Genomic DNA, 21,374 nt, shown 5'->3' with positions numbered 1-21,374 from the left:
GTTATATCAATGCCTTGCTGTCATCGTCATTAATGACGACGACAGATGACGGACGTCAGGCGAAGGGCCCGGCGGTGACGGAGTCGCGAAGGATCAGCTCGCCGGGGAAGGCATGCTCCGGCTTAAACTCACCGCCGTCGAGCATAAAAATCAGGCGATTAATGGTTTCTTCAATCATCGCGGTGACGGGAATTTTCACGCTGGAGAGGGAAGGCACGGTATAAGGCGCAAGCGCGATATCATCGAAGCCGATCACCGACACCTGCTGCGGCACGCTGATGCCCGCGCTGACCAGCTGCTTTATCGCACCAATAGCCATATCGTCATTGCTGGCCACCAGCGCGCTGAAGGAAATGCCCCGGGATAACAGCGTTGCCGCACCCGCAGCGCCCGTAGCGGGCGTCCATTTTCCTTCCGCAATCCACTCCTCGCGTACCGCTATGCCGTTTCTCTCCAGCGCCGCCCTGTAGCCTGCCAGGCGCTCAATCCCGGTGGGGGAATCGAGCGAGCCGGTAATAAACGCAATATCGCGATGCCCTTGCGCAATCAGCTGTTCCACCGCCATTTCGCTGGAGGCTTTTTGATCGGACCAGACGCAGTGGCTGGCATGTTTTCGCAGGCGACGGTTGAGCACCATGATCGGCCTGTCATGCCCAAGAATGATCTCATCCATTTCATCCGGTGTAAGAAAACGCGGATAGATGATGATCGCATCGCAGCGCAGATCGAGCAGGTACTGGATCGCCGCCCGCTCCTCTTCCGCGCTATGCTTGCCGTCGGCGAGGATCAGTTGACGCCCCTGGTCCTCCGTCAGACGCGCGGCATGGAACAGCAGCTCGCTGAAGTAGACGCCGTGGTACAGCGTGTTGGTCACCACCAGGCCAAGCGTCTGGCTTTTTTTGGTTGCCAGGTTGCGCGCCAGCAGATTCGGCCGATAGCCGCTCTCTTCGATCGCCCTGAAGACGCGATCCTTCGTTTCCTGGCCGACATAGCCATTGCCCGACAGCACGCGGGATACGGTGGCTTTCGACACGCCAGCGCGCTTCGCCACTTCCAGCATCGTTGCCATGTTCGCTCATCCGTCTGAAAAAAGTGTGGGCAGTGTACTTCAGGATCCGCGGATTTTCAGCCCCGGCGATCGTCAGTGATCAATCTCACGAAAACAAAATAGAGTTTTTTTCTGTCTTGTTTCGCTCATCAGATCTCTTCATGATTTTGTGGAACCGGTTTCCTATACAAATTTTAATCACAATAAGATGGATTGACCCGATGTCGAAAAACTATGCTGCGTTAGCCCGGGATGTGGTAGCCGCCCTGGGCGGCGCGACCAACATCACCGCCGCGACCCACTGCATGACTCGCCTGCGCTTTGTGCTTAACGACCCCACGCTTGCCGATACCGCCAGGCTTAAAACCCTCAACGGCGTGCTCGGCGTGGTGCGCAGCGATAACCAGTGCCAGGTGATTATCGGTAACACGGTATCGCAGGCCTACAAAGAAGTGCTCCCCCTGCTGCCGGGCAGCCTGCAGCCCGCCGTGGAACAAGGTCCGCAAAAGTTAACGCTCCGGCGCATTGGCGCGGGCATTCTGGATGCGCTGATCGGCACCATGTCCCCGCTGATCCCGGCAATCATCGGCGGCTCAATGGTTAAGCTGCTGGCGATGGTGCTGGAGATGTCCGGCGTGCTGGCGAAAGGCACCCCGACGCTGACCATTCTCACCGTCATCGGTGACGGCGCGTTCTTCTTCCTGCCGCTGATGGTGGCCGCCTCCGCGGCGGTGAAATTCAAAACCAATATGTCGCTGGCGATTGCCATTGCGGGCGTGCTGGTGCACCCGGGGTTTATTGATCTGATGGCGAAAGCCGCCCAGGGCGAGCACGTCGACTTCGCCTTTATTCCCGTTACGGCGGTGAAATATACCTACACGGTGATCCCGGCGCTGGTGATGACCTGGTGCCTGTCGTATATCGAACGCTGGGTCGACAAAATCACCCCAGCGGTCACCAAAAACTTCCTCAAACCCATGCTGATTGTGCTGATTGCCGCTCCGCTGGCTATTCTGTTAATTGGCCCAATCGGCATCTGGATCGGCACCGCGATTTCCGCGCTGGTTTATACCGTTCATGACTATCTTGGCTGGCTGTCGGTCGCCATCATGGGCGCGTTATGGCCGCTGCTGGTGATGACCGGGATGCACCGCGTGTTCACCCCAACCATCATTCAGACCATTGCCACCACTGGCAAAGAGGGCATGGTGATGCCGTCTGAAATTGGCGCCAATTTGTCACTCGGCGGTTCGTCGCTGGCGGTCGCCTGGAAAACGAAAAACCCGGAGCTTCGTCAGACGGCGCTGGCCGCCGCGGCTTCCGCCATTCTGGCGGGAATTTCTGAACCGGCGCTGTACGGCGTGGCGATCCGCCTGAAGCGCCCGCTGATTGCCAGCCTGATCAGCGGCTTTATTTGCGGCGCAGTGGCCGGTATTGCGGGGCTTGCCAGCCATTCGATGGCGGCGCCGGGATTGTTTACCAGCGTGCAGTTCTTTGACCCGGCCAACCCGATGACCATCGTCTGGGTGTTTGGCGTGATGGCGCTCGCCGTGGTGCTCTCCTTCGTGCTGACGCTGCTGCTGGGCTTTGAAGATATTCCGGTGGAAGAGCAGGCCGTGCAGGCGCGAAAGGCACAGGGTATTTCCGCCACAGAACAATCAATACAAGCGAGGTAAGGCATGTTTCCAAAAGGATTTTTATGGGGCGGCGCGCTGGCCGCGAACCAGTCAGAAGGCGCATATCTGGAAGGCGGAAAGGGCTTAACCACCGTCGACACGATTCCCCACGGCGCAAACCGCATGCCGGTGAAGCTTGGGCTGGAGAAGCGCTTCACCCTGCGCGAGGATGAATACTACCCGAGCCATCAGGCGATCGATTTCTATCATCGCTATAAAGAAGACATCGCACTGATGGCAGAAATGGGCTTCACGGTGTTCCGTACCTCCATTGCCTGGGCGCGCCTCTATCCGAACGGCGACGAGCTGACGCCAAACGAGGAAGGTATCGCCTTCTATCGTGACCTGTTCACGGAATGCAAAAAGCACAACATCGAACCGCTGGTGACGCTTTGTCACTTCGACGTGCCGATGCATCTGGTACAGGAATATGGCTCCTGGCGCAGCCGCAAAATGGTGGAGTTCTTCACCCGCTACGCCCGCACCTGCTTCGAAGCCTTCGACGGTCTGGTGAAGTACTGGCTGACCTTCAACGAAATCAACATCATGCTGCACAGCCCCTATTCGGGGGCCGGGCTGGTGTTTGAAGCAGGCGAAAACCAGGAGCAGGTGAAATACCAGGCCGCACACCACGAACTGATTGCCAGCGCCCTGGCGACGAAAATCGCCCATGAGGTGAACCCAAAAAACCAGGTCGGCTGTATGCTGGCGGGGGGCAACTTCTATCCGTATTCCTGCAAGCCGGAAGACGTGTGGATGGCGCTGGAGAAAGACCGCGAAAACCTGTTCTTTATCGACGTGCAGGCGCGCGGCGCTTATCCGTCCTATTCAGCACGCGTGTTCCGCGAAAAAGGCGTAACCATTGAAAAACAGCCCGGCGATGATGAGATCCTGAAGAACACCGTCGATTTTGTCTCATTCAGCTATTACGCCTCGCGCTGCGCGTCGGCAGACATGAACGCCAACAACACCAATGCGGCAAACATCGTTAAGTCGCTGAAAAACCCGTACATCAAAGCCAGCGAATGGGGCTGGGGCATTGATCCGCTGGGCCTGCGCATCACCATGAACATGATGTATGACCGCTATCAGAAACCGCTCTTCCTGGTTGAAAACGGCCTCGGCGCAAAAGACGTGGTGGAAGCCAACGGCGAAATCAACGACGACTACCGCATCAGCTACCTGCGCGAGCACATTCAGGCGATGGGTGACGCCATTGACGACGGCATTCCGGTCATCGGCTACACCACCTGGGGCTGCATTGATTTAGTCGCCGCCTCGACGGGCGAGATGAGCAAACGCTACGGTTTTGTGTACGTCGATCGTGACGATGCAGGCCACGGCACGCTGGCGCGCACGCGTAAGAAATCGTTCTGGTGGTATAAGAAGGTGATTGCGAGCAACGGGGAAGATTTGGCGTGATGTCATTGCCGGGCTGCGCTGCTTGCCCGCTGACGCTTACCGGGCCTGCAGGTCGTCCCTGTCAAATTGTAGGCCGGTGCAAGCGCAGCGCCGCCCGGCAAACGTTACAGCTGCTCAAACCCGCCGTTGCCGGTCCAGCCCTCAAGCCGCTGATAAACGACATCTACCGCGGCTTTGATCTTCTCCGTCATCGGATAATAAAAGCCGACAATGTCTGGCTGAATGCCAAGGAAAATCACCTCTCCCACGTCTTCTGCCAGCTGCTCAATCAGATAGTTGAGCGGCATATTGTGGGTGGTCATCAGGAACATTTCGGCAATATCTTCCGGGTCGACGATGCGGGTGTCGCCCGGCTCCAGCCCCATGTCGGTGGCATCAACAATCAGCAAACGGTTCGGACGCATTGCACGGATCGCCGCCACTTCCCTCTCCGGCGCGCTGCCGCCGTCCAGCACAATCCAGTCACCTTTTGGCCCGCTGGCGCACATTTCCGCCAGCAGCGGCCCGGCCCCATCGTCGCCCATCATGCTGTTGCCGACACAAAGTAATACGTTAGACACGCTTTTCTCCCGATAAAATGAGCCTGAATGAGCAAACTACCCATCAATATCAACGAATGATCCCAAAGGGGTATCTTATATTGCACGCAGCCCGCAAATACTGATCTCAAATAGCATTGCTGATTCATTGTGAACATCAGCAATTTTCAATAAACAGGCTGAAGCGATGAATGATGTAAAGAAGCTGAGTGGCAAGAAAATAAGAACCATTCCCATTACAAATACCGAATGGAATAATCACTTGATTGCCATGATCAATTCCGGTGTCGAACCTGAGCTGCTGGAATTCTTTCATCACTTAAAAGAAGAGCGCGATGAATACCGTATTCTGGTCGATATCACCAACTCCGTGCTGGCCCACCTCGATCGTGAAGGGATGGTGAGCGCCATCGCCGCGGATATTCACCGCTATTTCGCGATCCCGAGCGTCTCGCTCGCCTTTTTTGACGGCGTATCTTCTGAGGCCTTTCCGGTCACCGCCTGCGGCTGGCAGGGAGAAAATCAGTGCGTTTGCCAGCAAAGAACTTATCCGCTTGCACAAAGCATTCTTAAAAACGTGCTGGATAACAATCAGCCGCAGGCCGTTGCGCTCAATGAAAACCTCAACGATCCGTTATTAAAAGATTTATATTACGCCGGCATGCAGGCGGCCCTGCTGTTGCCGCTGGCATTTAACGCCCATGCACCCGGCATATTTATTCTCGCCCATACGGACGCCAGCGCTTTTACGCCAGCGGTCTGTTCCCTGCTCGGGCAAATAGCCTCACGGATCAGTATTGCGGTGGATAATGCCAACGCCTGGAATGAAATTACGCGTTTAAAAGATTCACTGAAGCAGGAAAATATCTGGCTCACGGAACAGCTGCAAAACGTTGAAAGCCTGAACGATATTATTTTCCAGAGCACGGCGATGAAAAACCTGCTGCGCCAGGTCGAGATGGTCGCCACGAGCGACAGCACCGTGCTGCTGCTCGGCGAGACGGGTACCGGCAAAGAGCTTATCGCCCGCGCTATTCACAAACTCAGCCAGCGCAGCCAAAGCCCGCTGGTCAAAATGAACTGTGCCGCTATTCCCGCAAGCCTGCTGGAAAGCGATCTGTTCGGGCATGAGAAAGGCGCCTTCACCGGCGCAACCAGCAGCCATATCGGACGGTTTGAAATGGCCGACGGTGGCACGCTGTTCCTTGATGAAATCGGTGATATGCCGCTGGAGCTACAGCCCAAACTTTTGCGCGTGTTGCAGGAGCGTGAAGTAGAGCGCCTCGGCGGCAGCAAAGTGATCCCGGTGAACGTCCGGATGATCGCCGCCACCAATCGCGATCTGCATCAGATGGTGCAGGAACGCGAGTTTCGCAGCGATCTGTTCTACCGCCTGAACGTCTTTCCGATCGTGATCCCACCGCTGCGCGAGCGTCCGGAAGATATCCCGCTGCTCGCCACCTGGTTCACGCAAAAGCTGGCGGCGCGCATGAACAAAACCATCGATACTATTCCCGCAGCTTCGCTCCAGGCGCTGTGCCAGTATCCCTGGCCGGGTAACGTGCGCGAACTGCAAAACGTCATTGAACGCGCAGTGATCCTGACCCAGGGCAACACCCTGAATCTCCAGTTGGGCGATCTGAAAATCCCTTCAGCCCCGGCGCAGGCGCCACGCGTTCAGCCTGTAACCATCAAGCTGCCGCCGCTGTTTAATCCGCAAACGCCAGAAACAGACGAAGGTGAACGGGAAAGGATTATTCAGGCCCTGCGGGAAACAAACGGTATTGTGGCGGGGCCAAAAGGTGCAGCGCAGAAGCTCGGTCTGAAAAGAACGACGCTGCTCTCAAGGATGCAGCGTCTGGGAATCAATACGCGGGATCTTTAAGGCTCCGCGTAAGCGCCCGGCCTACAAATCGCGCAGGCCTGATTTGTAGGCCAGGTAAGGCATCAGCCGCCACCTGGCAATCAGCGCCATCAGGCAACCTGCCTTTTTACGATAAGATAAATCGCCGGTTCGCGTTCAATCTCACCCAGCAGCTCAATCAGCCGCAAGCTCCAGCCTTTAAAGGGTTCCGCTCCCGTTTTGCTCAGTTCAGAAAGCGCATTCGCCAGCAGCGACGTGTGGGTGGAATCAATGGTGATCTCCCCAAACGTCAGCAGGCCGCGCAGCTTACGCCGCGCGTCCCCTTCAGGTAGCAGCTTCAGCCATTCGGTATAGCCTTCAAGCCCGCATTCCAGCTCCGTTTTCAGGCAGTCGATCATCCCGACGTGATGGCCAATCGCCAGCGAGTAGTACATCACCTGCTGGCTTTCGGCGGGCATGTCGTCATCGCTGTCGACGAACTTCTGCCGCAGCGACCAGAACGTCACTTTTCCTTTTTCACTCATGCCATCACCTCACCGGCGATAACCGCCATCAGCGCATGAACGATCTCGGTCAGGCGCGGATCGTTCTCTTTGCGCAGCCAGACGTCCACCTCATGGGCCGCCTGCTGCGGCTGCTTATGCTGAATCAGCTTCAGCAGGTTCATGCTGATGTCGCCACCCTGGCGATAGCCCGCCATCCGCCGTGCTTCGCGCTCAACGGCAACCCGCAGCGTCAGCGGCACGTCCGGCAGAATGATGGCGGGCTTTTCGTTTTCACCCTGTACGTGCTCGATGCCTTTCAGCTTCTGATCCAACAGGCCGAGCGCTACGGCAAACCCGTGAATGGTGGCCGCAGGCGTTGGGGGGCAGCCGGGGATCCACACGTCGACGGGCACGATGGCGTCACTGCCGCCCCAGACGCAGTAGAGATCGTGGAAGATCCCGCCGCCCACGCCGCAGGCACCGTAGGAGATACAGATTTTCGGATCCGGCGCGGATTCATACGCACGCAGCGCGGGTACGCGCATCGCACGGGTCACCGCCCCGGTGAACAGCAAAATATCGGCATGGCGCGGGGAGGCAACAACCTTGATCCCGAAGCGTTCGGCGTCGAACACTGGCGTAATGGCAGAGAAAATTTCAATCTCGCAGCCGTTACAGCCGCCACAGTCCACGCGGTAGACGTAGGCCGAGCGCTTGATGTCCTTCAGCAGCGTCTGCTTCATGCGCGCCGCGTCGTCCGCAAGCGCAATCGGCTGGCTGACGTGATGATTAAACTCGCTCATGAGAGACCTCCGCTGCGGATACGCTGAACATACGCTGGTCGTGCTGGCCCACCGTCTGCTGACGCTTGCACGCCGGGCAGGTGGTGAACTGCGACGTCATGCCCGCCAGCGCTTCATCGCTGACGCCGGACTGGCGCAGCAGCTCCACCGCATACTGCGCCGATTTTTCCGGCGTGTACGGCTGCTTGCAGACTTCACAGTGCTGCAAACGAAATACCGCTTTGACGTACAGATCGGCTTTATTGGTCACCGCCAGCTCAAAGTCGTTGGTCAGGCGAATCGCCTTCGTCGGGCAAACCTCTTCGCAGCGGCCACAGAAAATGCAGCGGCCGATAAACAGCTGCCAGGTGCGCTCGTTGCTTTCCGGATGGGTTTCCATCGTCAGGGCGTTCGCCGGGCATGCAGAAGTGCAGGCCGCGCAGGCGATACACTGCTGCGGATCCAGTTCAGGCCTGCCGCGAAAATCGGGGCTGATCTCCAGCGGCGCAAACGGATATTTGACCGTCGGTTCGCCCGCTTTCAGGATGGTTTTAAACAGTTTCAGCATCGTTTAATCCTTACTTGAGCAGCGGCGAGTGCTTGCGCTCAATGCTATAACGTTCAATCTCTTTGTACGGCACGGTGGTCGATTTGCGTTTGCGCACGTCCACCAGCGTCACGCGGTCGGTGCAGGAGTAGCACGGATCAAGGCTGCCGATAATCAGCGGCGCATCCGACACGGTATTGCCGCGCAGCATATAGCGCAGCACCGGCCAGTTAGCGTACGTCGCCGCGCGGCAGCGCCAGCGGAACAGCTTCTGGTTGTCGCCGAGCATGCTCCAGTGCACGTCCTCACCGCGCGGCGCTTCCACGTAGCCAAGCGCAAATTTGTGCGGCTGATAGGTGAAGCCTTCGGTCAGCAGCGGGCCGTTGCCCATGGTGTCCAGCGCGTACTCAATCATCGCCAGCGAATCGAAGGTTTCCTTCACGCGCACCATCACACGGGAGAAGACATCGCCGCCGTCATAGGCAAACAGGGTTTTCGGCAGGTTGCCGTAATCCGAATACGGGTGGTCAAAACGCATATCGCGCCTGAATCCGCTGCCGCGGATCAGTGGGCCAACCGGGCTGTAGTCACGCGCAACCTGGCGGTCGAGAATGCCGACGCCCTGGGTGCGCTGGCCGATGTTCGGCGTGGAGAGCAGCATGTCGACCAGCTCAGTCACCTCGGCGCGCATCTCACGCACCAGCTGAATGGTTTTGACGCGCTGCTCTTTGAGGATGTCGCGACGAATGCCGCCAATCAGGTTCAGGCCGTAGGTTTTACGCGAACCGGTGAGCAGCTCCGCCATCATCATTGATTTTTCACGAACGCGGAAAAACTGCATAAAGCCGGTATCGAAACCAACAAAGTGGCTGGAGAGGCCGATATTCAGCAGATGGCTGTGCAGGCGCTCCACCTCCAGCAAAATTGAGCGGATGGTGTGCGCACGCTGCGGCACCACGATGCCCAGCGCGTTTTCCACCGACGTGGTGTAGGCCACGCTGTGCGCAAAGCCGCAAATGCCGCAAACGCGGTCGGAGAGGAACGTCACTTCGTTGTAGCCCATGCGGGTTTCCGCGAGCTTTTCCATCCCACGGTGGACGTAGAACAGGCGGTAATCGGCGTCGACAATGGTTTCGCCATCGACGAACAGGCGGAAGTGGCCCGGTTCGTCAGAGGTGATGTGCATCGGGCCAATTGGCACCACGCGCGCCTTGCTGTCGCCGTCGTTGATGAACGGATAGGTTTCCGTTTCGGTGGTCGGCGCCGGGCGCTGGCGGTAGTCCATCGCGTCTTTACGCAGCGGATACATCTCGTCCGGCCAGTCGTCCGGCAGCACCAGACGGCGTTCGTCAGGCAGGCCAACGGGCTTCAGGCCATACATATCGCGAACTTCACGCTCGCCCCACACGGCGGCGGGCACGCGCGGCGTGACGGACGGAAACTCCAGCGAGCCATCGACCAGCCCCTTCACCACCACCCAGCACTTCTCGCCCTCTTCCATCGACAGCGCGTAATAAACGGCGAAATGGCCGTTGAGCGTGCGCTCGTCGTTGCCGAACAGCACCGGCAGCCAGCCGCCGCAGCCGTAGTAGAGAAACTCAACAATCTCAGGCAGCTGGTTGATTTTGACCGTAATCGTCACCTGATCGTGAGTCTGGCGCTCTTCGTCCAGCACCGCACCCGGAAACTTCTCCCGGACGGCGGCCAGATAGCCATTGCCCAGTACATCGCCCTGCGCGAGGCCGTTCATATATTGTTGATAGCTCACTTCATTTCTCCAGCGCACTCGCGGGTGCAAAGACGGGGGGTCGTGGCTGAAGCGGTTTTACCCGCCCACGGCCACTGAAATTCATGCGGGGATTGCTGCATCACAATCGACGCGGCATTTTCCAGCAGGCGGCTCACCGGCTGCGGAATGTGGGTGCCCATAACCAGCATCAGCACCAGTAAAATCGCCATCGGCGCGGTGGTCAGCCAGCCCAGCTCACCGCGGCTTGTTGCTTCAGGCGCAGCGCCGAACAGCAGGCAGGCGATCATGCGCACCAGGCCGCCGAGCACCACGGTCAGCAGCAACAGCAGGCCGATGGTCAGCCAGATATGCCCGGCAGCCAGTCCTGCGGTCACCACCATAAATTCGCTGAGGAAGACGTTGAACGGCGGCATCCCGCCGAGCGCCAGCGCACCCGCGGCCAACAGTACCGCGCTGAACGGCATCAGCTTCAGCATGCCGCGCACCACGCCAAGATCGCGCGTGCCGTACTTAAGCAGCACGTTGCCCGAACCGCAGAACAGCAGCGTTTTCGCGAGGCTGTGGTTCAGCGTATGCAGCAGCGCTGCCAGCACGCCCAGCGGCCCGCCGATGCCAAGCGCCACGGCGATAAGCCCCATGTTTTCCACGCTGGAGTAAGCCAGCAGGCGCTTAACGTCCTGCTGAACCAGAATGAAGAACGCCGCCACCGCCACGGAGAGCAGGCCGAAAATCACCAGCAGCGTATTCGGGAAGGCGGAGCCGAGGGTCTGAGTGATGATGATGTGGAAACGGATAATCACCAGCAGCGCGCAGTTCAGCAGTACGGCGGACAACAGCGCACTTGTCGGGCTTGGCGCTTCACTGTGCGCGTCCGGCAGCCAGGCATGCATCGGGAACAGCCCGGTTTTGGTGCCGAAGCCAATCAGCACAAACACGAACGCCAGATGCATCAGCGTGGGATCGAGCTGTGCCGCATGCTTCAGCACTTCACTCCAGAAAATGGCGTTGTGCGGGTCAGGCATAAAGCTCGCGGCGTTGGCGTACACCAGAATGGTGCCAAACAGGCCGAATGCCACGCCAACGGTACAGATGATGATGTACTTCCACGCCGCTTCCAGCGACGAGCGCTGGCCGTAAATCCCCACCAGAAACGCCGAGCTGAGCGTAGTCGCTTCAATCGCCGCCCACATCACGATCAGGTTGTTGCTGGTCACCACCAGCATCATGGTGAAGAGGAACAGGTGGAAGAAGCCGTAGTAGTTGCACAGCGTGGCGACGGAAATCTCTCCTTCGTCGACCTCGTGGCGCATATAGCCCATCGAGTAAAGTCCGGTGAGAAACCCGATTATCCCAAGCAGCGCCAGGAACAGCGCGCTCAGGCTGTCGAGGTGCAGCCACAGATTCGTGGAGAACATCTCACCCTGTTGGTAGACCACGCTCACGGCGTAAAGGGTTATCGCCAGCAGCACCAGGATGCCCACGCCATGCAGCAGCGTGACCGCCGAACGAGACGCCGTGCCGAGGCGCTGGCAGGCAAAGGCCAGCAGCGCGAATACAAGCGGCGTCAGCAGAAGAAATGTGAAAATAGCAGAATGACTCATTGTGTTATCCCTTCAACGCCGTCAGTTGGTTCACGTCCAGCGTGCCGAGCGTGCGCCAGATTTTTCTCACCAGCAGCACCATGACAATCACCGCGAAAATCGCGTCGGTGGCGATACCAATCTCCACCAGCTCCGGCGCCCTGTGAGCCAGCAGCGCCAGCACCAGATGCGAACCGTTTTCCATCAGGCAATAGCCAAACACCTGACGAATGATGTTGCGCTGGGTGACGATGCACAGCAGCCCCAGCAGGAAGTGGCCAAGTGCCACCGCCAGCGCGGGTTTCAGATCAAGCAACAGGGGAAGCTGCACCGGGCGCACAACCAGCCAGCAAAGCACCACAATCACCGCCGCGGCGAGCATCAGCAGCGCCGGGCTAATCAACGGTTTGTCGGCCTGCGGATCGGCAAGCTTGCGCAGCGCGAAGCCCATGACAATCGGCACCAGAATGACCTTGGTCAGCAGGGCGCTGAAGGACCACATCAGCAGCTGTTCAGACTCAAGCGTTTGGGAAAGGGTGAAGAAAATCAGCACCAGCACCAGCGACTGCAGGGCGTAAAACCAGCAGGCGCTGCGCGGACGTTTCGCGCCAATCACCAGCAGTGACGTCACCATCATCAGCCCGGCGAGATTATTGACGAGTAAGGTTCCGGTCATCGTCGTCTCCTTAATTAAGCCACATCGCGGCAATCACGCTGGAACACAGCGACATCACCACCAGCACGATAAGCACCGCGCGCATTGCCAGCGGCAGCGGCGACATCTCTGCCACTTCCGGACTCGGTTCGCCCGGCACCACGCGCCCGAACCAGTAAATCAGCCACGCGAAGCTCGCCACTGATTCCACCAGCGCCAGCACCATCACCGGGATCAGCTCCCAGTGCGCGCTGGAAAGCGTGAACCCTGCGGCAAAGACGGGGAATTTACTGAAGAAGCCGTTGAACGGCGGCACGCCGGCAATCGCCAGTGCCGCCACGCAGAAGCCGATGCCCAGCAGCGGTGATTTGCTCATCACGCCGCGCAGCTTCGGCAGCAGACGCGTCCCGCAGCTGTAGCTGAAAGCCCCCGCCACGAGGAAGAACAGGCTTTTGGCAAACGCGTGGTTGAAGATGTAGGCAATGCCGCCATTGAGCGCCTGCTTAGAGCCAAGCGCCGCCATGGAGAGGGCCAGGAACATCCACGCCAGCTGGGTGATGGTCGACCACGCCAGCAGGCGCTTCATGTCCTTCTGCGGCAGGTACATCATGAAGCCGTAGATCATGGTGATCGTCGCCATCACGATGCCCACCCAGCCGATGGCGTGCGGTACGTTGCCGCCTTCCAGAATGGCGCGGGCAAAGATGTAAACGCCCACTTTCACCATTGAAGCGGCATGTAAGTAAGCGCTGACTGGGGTTGGCGCTTCCATTGCATCCGGCAGCCAGGCCTGCATCGGCAGCTGGGCTGATTTCCCCCAGGCCGCAAACAGAATGCCGCCGTAAACGATGTAGCTCGCCGAACCTTGCAGCTGACTTAATGCGCTCAGCGCAAAGGTGCCGGTGTTGAGGAACAGCGTCGCCGCCGCGAGGTACAGGCCAAGCGATGCGACGTGGGTAATCAGCAGCGCTTTCATCGCCGAGCGCTGAGACTTCGGCGTCTGGTAATAGCCAATCAGCGCCCAGGAACAGCCCCCGGTGATTTCGAAGAACAGCAGCTGCCCGAGCAGCGTTGAGGAAAGCACCAGCCCCGCCATCGCCCCGATGAAGATCAGCAGGAACGCGTAGTAGCGGTTGTCACCATCGTGCGGGTGTTCGCGGTTGCCACGGGTTAAGTACCCGGTGGAATAGAGGCTCACCAGCAGGCCGAGGAACACCACAGCAAAGGCAATCAGCGTACTGAGTCGGTCAACGGTGAAGCCGAACAGCGCCACGCCGTGATAGCTGACCAGCGTGTAAGTCGCATCCGCTTTTCCCCCCGCCAGAAACTGCCAGCCAAGCACGGCGGTGCCGAGCGTGGCAAACAGCGCAAACAGGCTACAGATATTCTTCGCCACGGGTTTCGGCGAACAGGCCGTCAGCAGCGCGCCAATAAACGGCACCAGCAGGGTCGTCAGCGCGATTTTTTCCATCATTTCTCGGCGCTCCTTACAGACCGGTGAAATAGAAGACGAAAGCCAGCGCCGCGACGCCGAACCCAAGCCACGTGACGTGATGCGTCAGCAGGAAGCGGCCGCGCGCCAGCGAGTTCTCCACCAGCGACGCCAGCACAAATACCACCAGCAGCTTGATGAGGGCGATCGCCAGCGCCAGCAGCAGCGCCGACGGACTCAGGCTTGCGGCTTTGCCAAACGGAATGAACACCGCAAGGAACATCTCCGCCACCACAACCTGCTTCAGGCCAATCCCCCACTTCACCAGCGCGAAGTCGGAGCCGGAGTATTCCGTCAGCGGCCCTTCCTGAAGTTCCTGCTCGGCTTCGGCGACGTCGAAGGGAATCTTGCCCATCTCGATAAATGAAGCGAAACCGCAGGCGAGGAACGCCATAAAGATGGCCAACGGCGAGCTCCAGCCCTCAGAAAGGGCCGCGCTGATGGTGCCAATGTTGGTTGAACCGACAATCAGCGCCACAACCAGCAGGCCGAGGATCAGAATCGGCTCCACCAGGATACCCAGCGTCAGCTCACGGCTGGCACCGATGCCCGCAAAGGTCGAACTGCTGTCGAGTCCGGAGAGAGCAAAGAAGAAGCGGAACAGCGCGAACAGGTACAGCAGGGTGATCAGATCCCCTGCGCCGCCGAACGGCGAAGTTTGCGTGAACACCGGCAGCGCCATTGCCACCAGCAGCATGCTGCTGAGCAGCACCCACGGCATGATGCGGAACATGGCGCCGGAGCGATCGGGGCCGACCGGCTGACGCTTCAACAGCTTCACCAGGTCGCGATAGTCCTGCATGATGCCCGGCCCGCGACGCGAATGCATACGTGCGCGGATCTGACGGGAAATGCCGGTTAACAGCGGCGTCAGCGCCAGCAAAATGGCGGCCTGAATCACGGCGAACAGCCCCATGCCCCACTCTGGCGTTTGTTGGATTACCATCTCACTCTCCTCACAGGGCCACGGTCAGTAACAGGACAACCAGCGCCACCACCACATACAGGCAGTAAAGGCGGAAGTCCCCGCTCTGCATCCGCTGGATGCCCGAACCGGCGCGCTGAACAAGGCGCACCAGCGGCCAGATAATGCGTTCATCCCAGAACGGCTCGACCGCAGCAGCACCGTCAGTGACTTTGCTCAGGCTGCGCCCGAGCGCTTCAGAAGGGTCGAGCTGCTTGCGCATCCGGTACAGCGGGCCAAACATCACGCGCAAAGGCTGAGTGAAGCTGCCTGCGGAAGCAGACATCTCCTGCTCCCAGCCGTAGCCGCACGCCCACGGTGACCCCTTGCGGCGAAACGCCCCGCGATCGCCACGCAGCACCCACCACACCGCCAGCGGCAGCAACGGCAGGCCAAGCAGTAGCAAAAAGGAAATGGCAGGAGAAAGCATGGCCTGAGCGCTGTTGCCCGGCTGAAGCAGCGAGTTGTTCGCCACGATAAGCTCTGGCGCGTGCACGAGAGAACTCGCCACTTTTGCCAACACGGGTGCAGCAACGGATGCGCCAACGCCCAGCGCCACGCACAGCAGCGCCATGACGATCATCGCCGCCGTCATCTGCCACGGCACTTCGCGTGCGTGCTCCGCTTTTTCGCTGCGAGCCCCTCCGCAGAAGCTGATGCCGTAGACTTTAACGAAGCACATCGCCGCCAGCGCGCCGGTGATGGCGAGCATCACGATGGCAACCGGCCCGGCGAGACGCATGGCGAAATCGCCGTCGTGGCTCATGGTGAACAGGGACTGGTAGGTAAACCACTCGCTGACGAAGCCGTTCAGCGGCGGCAGCGCGGAAATCGACATACAGCCAATCAGGAAGGCAGTACCGGTGAGCGGCATCAGCTTCGCAAGGCCGCCCATTTTTTCCATGTCACGGGTGTGTACGCGGAAAATGACCGCGCCCGCACCGAGGAACAGCAAACCTTTGAACAAAGCATGGTTGAGCAGATGGAACAGCGCCCCGAGCAGACCCACGGTCGCCAGCAGCGGATGGTGCGTGGCGATACCGACCATCCCTACGCCAACGCCCATCAGAATGATGCCGATGTTCTCCACGGTGTGCCAGGCCAGCAGGCGTTTGATATCGTGTTCAGCCAGAGCGTAAAGCACGCCGAGCACCGAAGACACCGCGCCGAATGCCAGCACCATAATCCCCCACCAGCTTTCGGTGGCACCGAGCAGGTCGACACCCACTTTGATGATCCCGAAGATACCGATTTTCACCATCACGCCGGACATCAGCGCCGATGCGTGAGAAGGTGCCGCCGGGTGCGCACGCGGCAGCCAGCTGTGTAAAGGCAGCATCCCTGCTTTGGCACCAAAGCCCAGGAAGGCAAGCACAAACACGATGGAGGCCATCAGCGGCGAAAGATGCAGCTGACGGAAGGATGCAAATTCCAGACTGCCGCTTTCGCGCCACATCAGGAAGAACGCCACCATGATCAGCACCGACCCGGCATGGGCGATAAAGAAGTAGAGCAGCCCGGCCTTGATCGACTCTTCGCTCTGGTCGGCGATCACCAGGAACCACGAGGCCAGCGACATCATCTCGAACAGGATGATGAACCAGAAGCCGTTGTCCATGACGACCAGCCCGACCATCGAGGCGATAAACAGGTTCATAAAGAAGCCCATCGACGCCGCGCCCTTGCCGAGATACTCCCGCATATAGGAGAGCGAATAGAGCGCGCAGAGCGTGACCAGCAGCGAAATCACCGTCACCATAAACGCAGCGAGGCTGTCCATGCGCACGCTGAAGGCGGCGAAATCGAACGGCCCCGCGGCCACCCAGGTTTGCACCTCTCCGCTGAACAACGGCGGCACGGCGCTGCACAACCCCAGCAGGCCGCCGAGCATTGCGCCGATTCCGGCCACGCGAATCGCCAGCGTTTCGTTTTTTGGCAGCAGCAGTGAAATCACGCCGCTGACGACGTACAGCGCCAGCGACCACGTCAGTAATTGCAGTGAATCCATCAGTTTTGCTCCCCGCTCAGGTTGCGCCCCGGCAGCGTTTCCGGCATTGAAAGTGCCGTTTGCGCCCGCCGCTGTTTCATCTGCGCCTCCACGGCTTTCGGTTCAACCAGGTGCAGCGCTTTGGTCGGACAGGAGCGCACGCAGGCCGGGCCTTCCGGCAGGAAGTTGCACAGGTCGCACTTCACCGCCACGGCGCGCACGCCCGCGTTCCAGCTCAGGAACGGGTTCATGCTGTCGGCGCTGACGGGCACGTCGCTGAGCATTGAAGCCGGCACGTAGTGCTCGTACTGCTTCGGCACATCCAGCGGCGTGCTGCCCGCAGGGGTTATCGCCCCGAACGGACACACCAGTCCGCACAGCTTGCAGCCGATGCACAGGCTTTCGTTGATCTGCACGCTGTCGCCTTCAAGGGCGATAGCGTTGACCGGACACACCCGTTTGCACGGTGCGTCTTCGCAGTGGCGACACAGCACCGGGGCGGTGTGGTCGCCGGTACGTGCCATCGTGAGCCTGGGGTGCTGCTGGAGCCCCTGGGCTTTATGGACATCGGAGCAGGCTGCCAGGCAGGTGTTGCATCCGATGCACCATTGAGGATCCGCAATGACAAAGCGGTTCATGGTGATTCCTCGTGAGCTGAAAAAAATTATCCGGCTCACATAGCAAATTGCGTGCCATCTCATAATTTCAAATAAATTCAATAGATTAAGAAAATCCACCGCAACAGTGCCGCTGTCATCGTCAGCGTGATGACGATTGTGACGACGGCGGTAGTCAGCGGCATTTCGTCAGGCCGACATAAGTGGCGATGCGTCGTCAGTAATGTCACTTCACAGGTGACGAAATGCTTAATAACCATAAAAATCAATAAAATAAAAAATGGCCTGCTTCTTGCTTGGAAGGGCGGAGTGAAACCAACGAGAGACGTTATGCACGAAATCACCCTTTGTCAGCGGGCGCTGGAAATTGTTGAACAGCAGGCGGTCGCCAATGACGCCACGCGCGTAACGGCGGTCTGGCTAAAGGTGGGAGCATTTTCCTGCGTGGAACCCTCCGCCGTGAGTTTCTGCTTCGAGCTGGTGTGCCGCGGCACGGTGGCGGAAGGATGCACATTGCATATTGAAGAGCAGAAAGCCGAATGCTGGTGTCCGGAATGCCAGCAATATGTGCAGATCCTCTCACAGCACGTCCGTCTCTGCCCGCAGTGCGGCAGTAACCGGTTACGCATCATCGCTGATGACGGTTTCCAGATTCAGCGCATCGAAGTCATTGAGGAATAAGGTATGTGTACAACCTGTGGTTGTGCGGATGGCAATCGCTATATCGAAGGCGATGAGCACAATCCGCATTCAGCTTTTCGCGGAGCGCCCTTTGCGCCCGCATCACGCCCGGTCATGGCCATCACCGGCATAAAATCCGACTTTAGCCCGCAGCAGTCCGCTCAGGGCGATCTGCATTACGGCCACGGCGAAGCGGGCACCCATGCGCCGGGGATGAGCCAGCGCAAAATGCTGGAGGTGGAAATCGACGTGCTGGCGAAAAACAACCAGCTTGCGGCACGCAACCGCGCGCGTTTCGCCACCCGCGAGCAGCTGGTGCTGAACCTGGTGTCGAGCCCCGGCTCCGGCAAAACCACCCTGCTCACCGAAACGCTACAGCGCCTGAAAGATCGGGTGCCGTGCGCCGTCATCGAAGGCGATCAGCAGACGGTCAACGACGCGGCCCGTATTCGCGCCACCGGTACGCCTGCGATTCAGGTCAACACCGGTAAAGGCTGTCACCTTGATGCACAGATGATTGCCGACGCCGCGCCGCGCCTGCCGCTCGAAGATAACGGTATTTTGTTTATCGAAAACGTCGGCAACCTGGTGTGCCCGGCGAGCTTCGATCTCGGCGAGCGACACAAAGTTGCGGTGCTGTCCGTCACCGAAGGGGAAGACAAGCCGCTGAAATATCCACAGATGTTTGCCGCCGCGTCCCTGATGCTGCTGAACAAGGTCGATCTGCTGCCGTATCTGAATTTTGACGTCGACAAATGCCTCGCTTACGCCCGTCATGTGAACCCGGACATTGAAACGATCCTGATTTCCGCGACCAGCGGCGAAGGCATGGAAGAGTGGCTGGCCTGGCTGGAGGCGCAACGATGTGCATAGGCGTACCGGGGCAAATCTGCGCCATTGACGGCAACCAGGCGAAAGTGGACGTCTGCGGCATTCAGCGTGACGTTGATCTGACGCTGGTCGGCGCGGTGAATGAACAAGGTGAATCGCGCATGGGCCAGTGGGTGCTGGTGCACGTCGGTTTCGCCATGAGCGTGATTGATGAAGCCGAAGCCCGCGACACGCTGGCGGCATTGCAGAACATGTTTGACGTAGAGCCGGACGTCGGCGCGCTGATGTGGGGCGAGGAACGCTGATGCGCTTTGTTGATGAATACCGCGAGCCGGAGAAAGTGATGCAGCTGATTGCCCACCTGAAAAGCAGAGCACCGCAGCTGCCTTACAGCAAAGGGCGCCCGCTGCGGATTATGGAAGTGTGCGGCGGGCATACGCATGCGATTTTCCGCTTTGGCCTCGACCAGCTCCTGCCGGAGAACATTGAGTTTATTCACGGCCCGGGCTGCCCGGTCTGCGTGCTGCCGATGGGCCGCATTGATACCTGCATTGATATTGCCAGCCGCCCGGAGGTGATTTTCTGCACCTTCGGCGATGCCATGCGCGTACCGGGCAAGAACGGCTCGCTGATGCAGGCCAAAGCGCGCGGCGCGGATATCCGCATGATTTATTCGCCGATGGACGCCCTGCGTCTGGCGGCAGAAAACCCGCAGCGCAAAGTGGTGTTCTTTGGTCTCGGATTTGAAACCACGATGCCCGCCACCGCCATCACGCTGCAGCAGGCGAAGGCACAAAACCTGACCAACTTTTTCTTTTTCTGTCAGCACATCACGCTTATCCCGACGCTTAAGAGCCTGCTTGAACAGCCCGACAACAGCATCGATGCATTTCTTGCACCAGGCCACGTGAGCATGGTGATTGGTACGGCGAGCTACGATTTTATCGCCCGAGATTTTCACCGCCCGCTGGTGGTGGCCGGTTTTGAGCCGCTGGACCTGTTGCAGGGCGTGAGCATGCTGGTGGAGCAGAAAATTGCCGGAGAGAGCCACGTCGACAACCAGTACCGTCGCGTGGTGCCGGATGCCGGGAACGCGCTGGCGCAGGCGGCCATCGCCGACGTGTTTACCGTCAACGGCGACAGCGAGTGGCGTGGGCTGGGCGTGATTGCCGAATCCGGCGTCAGGCTAAGCGCAGGCTATCAGCGCTTCGACGCCGAAGCCCATTTCCAGCCGCAGCGGCGCGAAGTCAGCGACGATCCCCGTGCCCGCTGCGGCGAGGTGCTCACCGGGCGCTGCAAACCCCATCAGTGCCCGCTGTTTGGCACAACCTGTACCCCGCAAAGCGCTTTCGGCGCGCTGATGGTCTCCTCAGAAGGCGCATGCGCGGCGTGGTATCAGTATCGAAGTCAGGAAGGTGAACAATGAAAACGGTGCAACTTGCCCACGGCAGCGGCGGCCAGGCGATGCAGCAGCTGATAGGCTCCCTGTTTATGCAGGCATTCCGTAACCCGTGGCTGGAGGAGCAGGAGGATCAGGCGCGTATCGATCTTGCCACGCTTACCGCCAGCGGCGATCGCCTGGCCTTCTCAACCGACAGCTACGTCATCGACCCGCTGTTCTTCCCCGGCGGGGATATCGGCAAGCTCGCGGTGTGCGGCACGGCCAACGATGTCGCCGTCAGCGGCGCGATCCCACGCTATCTTTCCTGCGGTTTTATCCTTGAAGAAGGACTGGAGATGGCGCTACTGGAGAAGGTCGTCAACAGCATGGCGCAGACCGCGAGGGCCGCCGACATCGCCATCGTCACCGGTGACACTAAAGTCGTGCCGCGCGGTGCCGCGGACAAGCTCTTTATCAATACCGCAGGCCTCGGCGCGATTCCCGTGGATATTCGCTGGGGCGCACAGCAGCTGCAGCCGGGCGACGTGCTGCTGGTCAGCGGTACGCTCGGCGATCACGGTGCAGCTATCCTGAATTTGCGCGAGCAGCTTGGGCTGGACGGCGATCTGCAAAGCGATTGCGCGGTGCTCACGCCGTTGATTCAGACGCTGCGCCATATTCCGGGCGTGAAGGCCCTTCGCGATGCGACACGCGGGGGCGTGAATGCCGTCGCCCACGAATTTGCCGCTGCCAGCGGCTACGGAGTGATGCTGCATGAAGCACACCTGCCAGTCAAAAGCGCGGTACGCGGCGTGTGCGAACTGCTGGGCCTCGATGCGCTGAATTTCGCTAACGAAGGCAAGCTGGTTATCGGGGTCGCCGCTGAAGCCGCTGAACGGACGCTGGCGACGCTTCGGGCTCATCCGCTGGGCCGCGATGCCGCAATTATCGGTGAGATCGCCGAACGCAGAGGCGTGCATTTGACCGGGCCGTATGGCGTACGCCGGACGCTGGATTTACCGCACGCCGAACCGCTGCCGCGGATCTGCTAAGGCCACTACAGGACAAGCATT

20 protein-coding genes are annotated in these 21,374 nt (G+C 59.4%); 8 read left to right on the top strand and 12 right to left on the bottom strand.

Annotated features, from left to right (window positions below; all coding sequences use genetic code 11):
• Positions 1-55 precede the first annotated feature (55 nt).
• Entirely contained in the window at positions 56-1,069 is a 1,014-nt protein-coding gene (locus tag AB1287_RS03655) for a LacI family DNA-binding transcriptional regulator (protein ID WP_312628662.1), read from the bottom strand.
• Between the two features lie 200 nt (positions 1,070-1,269).
• On the opposite strand from AB1287_RS03655, the gene ascF reads away from it, so the two are divergent.
• Both ascF and AB1287_RS03645 read left to right on the top strand, forming a co-directional pair.
• The gene (gene ascF, locus AB1287_RS03650) at positions 1,270-2,724 is read left to right on the top strand and encodes a PTS cellobiose/arbutin/salicin transporter subunit IIBC (RefSeq protein ID WP_435616968.1); all 1,455 of its coding nucleotides are present in this window, start codon (positions 1,270-1,272) and stop codon (positions 2,722-2,724) included.
• A gap of 3 nt (positions 2,725-2,727) precedes the next feature.
• A complete protein-coding gene (locus AB1287_RS03645; protein WP_312628664.1) occupies positions 2,728-4,146 on the top strand; it encodes a 6-phospho-beta-glucosidase in 1,419 nt (472 codons plus the stop codon).
• A gap of 104 nt (positions 4,147-4,250) precedes the next feature.
• Here the strand turns inward: AB1287_RS03645 and hycI are convergent, their stop codons facing one another.
• Positions 4,251-4,706, bottom strand: a complete 456-nt coding sequence (gene hycI / locus AB1287_RS03640) for a hydrogenase maturation peptidase HycI (protein ID WP_435616967.1) — start codon at positions 4,704-4,706, stop codon at positions 4,251-4,253.
• A 250-nt stretch (positions 4,707-4,956) separates the two neighbouring features.
• Between hycI and AB1287_RS03635 the strand changes: the two genes are divergently transcribed.
• Positions 4,957-6,570 carry a sigma 54-interacting transcriptional regulator gene (locus AB1287_RS03635; RefSeq protein WP_435616966.1) on the top strand — a complete coding sequence of 538 codons (1,614 nt, stop codon included), beginning with the start codon at positions 4,957-4,959 and terminating at the stop codon, positions 6,568-6,570.
• Between the two features lie 89 nt (positions 6,571-6,659).
• Here the strand turns inward: AB1287_RS03635 and AB1287_RS03630 are convergent, their stop codons facing one another.
• From AB1287_RS03630 to AB1287_RS03585, 10 genes are read right to left on the bottom strand one after another with little or no spacing between them, the layout of a single operon-like run.
• The gene (locus AB1287_RS03630; RefSeq protein ID WP_312628670.1) at positions 6,660-7,073 is read right to left on the bottom strand and encodes a formate hydrogenlyase maturation HycH family protein; all 414 of its coding nucleotides are present in this window, start codon (positions 7,071-7,073) and stop codon (positions 6,660-6,662) included.
• Positions 7,070-7,837 carry an NADH-quinone oxidoreductase subunit B family protein gene (locus AB1287_RS03625; RefSeq protein WP_435616965.1) on the bottom strand — a complete coding sequence of 256 codons (768 nt, stop codon included), beginning with the start codon at positions 7,835-7,837 and terminating at the stop codon, positions 7,070-7,072. The genes AB1287_RS03630 and AB1287_RS03625 overlap by 4 nt, the downstream gene beginning before the upstream one ends.
• Entirely contained in the window at positions 7,824-8,384 is a 561-nt protein-coding gene (gene hyfH, locus AB1287_RS03620) for a hydrogenase 4 subunit H (RefSeq protein WP_312628674.1), read from the bottom strand. The genes AB1287_RS03625 and hyfH overlap by 14 nt, the downstream gene beginning before the upstream one ends.
• A 10-nt stretch (positions 8,385-8,394) precedes the next feature.
• Entirely contained in the window at positions 8,395-10,131 is a 1,737-nt protein-coding gene (locus AB1287_RS03615; protein WP_435616964.1) for an NADH-quinone oxidoreductase subunit C, read from the bottom strand.
• The gene (locus tag AB1287_RS03610) at positions 10,128-11,714 is read right to left on the bottom strand and encodes a hydrogenase 4 subunit F (protein WP_312628677.1); all 1,587 of its coding nucleotides are present in this window, start codon (positions 11,712-11,714) and stop codon (positions 10,128-10,130) included. The genes AB1287_RS03615 and AB1287_RS03610 overlap by 4 nt, the downstream gene beginning before the upstream one ends.
• 4 nt (positions 11,715-11,718) lie before the next feature.
• Positions 11,719-12,369 carry a hydrogenase 4 membrane subunit gene (gene hyfE / locus AB1287_RS03605; RefSeq protein WP_312628678.1) on the bottom strand — a complete coding sequence of 217 codons (651 nt, stop codon included), beginning with the start codon at positions 12,367-12,369 and terminating at the stop codon, positions 11,719-11,721.
• Between the two features lie 10 nt (positions 12,370-12,379).
• The gene (locus AB1287_RS03600; RefSeq protein ID WP_435616982.1) at positions 12,380-13,819 is read right to left on the bottom strand and encodes a hydrogenase 4 subunit D; all 1,440 of its coding nucleotides are present in this window, start codon (positions 13,817-13,819) and stop codon (positions 12,380-12,382) included.
• Between the two features lie 16 nt (positions 13,820-13,835).
• A complete protein-coding gene (locus tag AB1287_RS03595) occupies positions 13,836-14,786 on the bottom strand; it encodes a respiratory chain complex I subunit 1 family protein (protein WP_435616963.1) in 951 nt (316 codons plus the stop codon).
• A 10-nt stretch (positions 14,787-14,796) separates the two neighbouring features.
• Positions 14,797-16,812 carry a hydrogenase 4 subunit B gene (gene hyfB, locus AB1287_RS03590; protein WP_435616962.1) on the bottom strand — a complete coding sequence of 672 codons (2,016 nt, stop codon included), beginning with the start codon at positions 16,810-16,812 and terminating at the stop codon, positions 14,797-14,799.
• A complete protein-coding gene (locus AB1287_RS03585; protein ID WP_435616961.1) occupies positions 16,812-17,429 on the bottom strand; it encodes a 4Fe-4S dicluster domain-containing protein in 618 nt (205 codons plus the stop codon). Before AB1287_RS03585 ends, hyfB begins: the two co-directional genes overlap by 1 nt.
• A gap of 309 nt (positions 17,430-17,738) precedes the next feature.
• Here AB1287_RS03585 and hypA point away from each other — a divergent pair, with 309 nt between their 5' ends.
• Genes hypA through hypE form a run of 5 tightly spaced genes read left to right on the top strand, consistent with a single transcriptional unit; the run spans position 17,739 to position 21,353 of the window.
• Positions 17,739-18,089 (top strand): hydrogenase maturation nickel metallochaperone HypA, encoded by a 351-nt coding sequence (gene hypA / locus AB1287_RS03580; RefSeq protein ID WP_312628683.1) that lies wholly within the window; start codon positions 17,739-17,741, stop codon positions 18,087-18,089.
• A gap of 3 nt (positions 18,090-18,092) precedes the next feature.
• Positions 18,093-18,962, top strand: coding sequence for a hydrogenase nickel incorporation protein HypB (gene hypB / locus AB1287_RS03575; protein ID WP_435616960.1), 870 nt, complete (start codon positions 18,093-18,095; stop codon positions 18,960-18,962).
• On the top strand, positions 18,953-19,225 hold the full coding sequence (locus AB1287_RS03570; protein WP_312628686.1) for a HypC/HybG/HupF family hydrogenase formation chaperone: 273 nt from the start codon (positions 18,953-18,955) through the stop codon (positions 19,223-19,225). The genes hypB and AB1287_RS03570 overlap by 10 nt, the downstream gene beginning before the upstream one ends.
• Entirely contained in the window at positions 19,225-20,346 is a 1,122-nt protein-coding gene (gene hypD / locus AB1287_RS03565; RefSeq protein ID WP_435616959.1) for a hydrogenase formation protein HypD, read from the top strand. Before AB1287_RS03570 ends, hypD begins: the two co-directional genes overlap by 1 nt.
• Positions 20,343-21,353: a hydrogenase expression/formation protein HypE gene (hypE, locus tag AB1287_RS03560; RefSeq protein ID WP_435616958.1), complete on the top strand. Its 1,011-nt coding sequence runs from the start codon at positions 20,343-20,345 to the stop codon at positions 21,351-21,353. Before hypD ends, hypE begins: the two co-directional genes overlap by 4 nt.
• Positions 21,354-21,374: the final 21 nt, after the last annotated feature.

It is taken from the genome of Scandinavium sp. UTDF21-P1B, from assembly GCF_040750395.1.
In the GTDB taxonomy this organism is placed as follows: domain Bacteria; phylum Pseudomonadota; class Gammaproteobacteria; order Enterobacterales; family Enterobacteriaceae; genus Scandinavium.
Note: the sequence above shows the minus strand (reverse complement) of the source record. Positions and strands in the feature narration are given on the sequence as shown.

What these genes read in the sequence shown, in the direction of transcription:
- AB1287_RS03655 (WP_312628662.1), bottom strand. Translation starts at nt 1,069, where the DNA reads ATGGCAACGATGCTGGAAGTGGCGAAGCGCGCTGGCGTGTCGAAAGCC.
- ascF (WP_435616968.1), top strand. Translation starts at nt 1,270, where the DNA reads ATGTCGAAAAACTATGCTGCGTTAGCCCGGGATGTGGTAGCCGCCCTG.
- AB1287_RS03645 (WP_312628664.1), top strand. Translation starts at nt 2,728, where the DNA reads ATGTTTCCAAAAGGATTTTTATGGGGCGGCGCGCTGGCCGCGAACCAG.
- AB1287_RS03635 (WP_435616966.1), top strand. Translation starts at nt 4,957, where the DNA reads ATGATCAATTCCGGTGTCGAACCTGAGCTGCTGGAATTCTTTCATCAC.
- AB1287_RS03630 (WP_312628670.1), bottom strand. Translation starts at nt 7,073, where the DNA reads ATGAGTGAAAAAGGAAAAGTGACGTTCTGGTCGCTGCGGCAGAAGTTC.
- AB1287_RS03625 (WP_435616965.1), bottom strand. Translation starts at nt 7,837, where the DNA reads ATGAGCGAGTTTAATCATCACGTCAGCCAGCCGATTGCGCTTGCGGAC.
- hyfH (WP_312628674.1), bottom strand. Translation starts at nt 8,384, where the DNA reads ATGCTGAAACTGTTTAAAACCATCCTGAAAGCGGGCGAACCGACGGTC.
- AB1287_RS03610 (WP_312628677.1), bottom strand. Translation starts at nt 11,714, where the DNA reads ATGAGTCATTCTGCTATTTTCACATTTCTTCTGCTGACGCCGCTTGTA.
- hyfE (WP_312628678.1), bottom strand. Translation starts at nt 12,369, where the DNA reads ATGACCGGAACCTTACTCGTCAATAATCTCGCCGGGCTGATGATGGTG.
- AB1287_RS03600 (WP_435616982.1), bottom strand. Translation starts at nt 13,819, where the DNA reads ATGGAAAAAATCGCGCTGACGACCCTGCTGGTGCCGTTTATTGGCGCG.
- AB1287_RS03595 (WP_435616963.1), bottom strand. Translation starts at nt 14,786, where the DNA reads ATGGTAATCCAACAAACGCCAGAGTGGGGCATGGGGCTGTTCGCCGTG.
- hyfB (WP_435616962.1), bottom strand. Translation starts at nt 16,812, where the DNA reads ATGGATTCACTGCAATTACTGACGTGGTCGCTGGCGCTGTACGTCGTC.
- AB1287_RS03585 (WP_435616961.1), bottom strand. Translation starts at nt 17,429, where the DNA reads ATGAACCGCTTTGTCATTGCGGATCCTCAATGGTGCATCGGATGCAAC.
- hypA (WP_312628683.1), top strand. Translation starts at nt 17,739, where the DNA reads ATGCACGAAATCACCCTTTGTCAGCGGGCGCTGGAAATTGTTGAACAG.
- hypB (WP_435616960.1), top strand. Translation starts at nt 18,093, where the DNA reads ATGTGTACAACCTGTGGTTGTGCGGATGGCAATCGCTATATCGAAGGC.
- AB1287_RS03570 (WP_312628686.1), top strand. Translation starts at nt 18,953, where the DNA reads ATGTGCATAGGCGTACCGGGGCAAATCTGCGCCATTGACGGCAACCAG.
- hypD (WP_435616959.1), top strand. Translation starts at nt 19,225, where the DNA reads ATGCGCTTTGTTGATGAATACCGCGAGCCGGAGAAAGTGATGCAGCTG.
- hypE (WP_435616958.1), top strand. Translation starts at nt 20,343, where the DNA reads ATGAAAACGGTGCAACTTGCCCACGGCAGCGGCGGCCAGGCGATGCAG.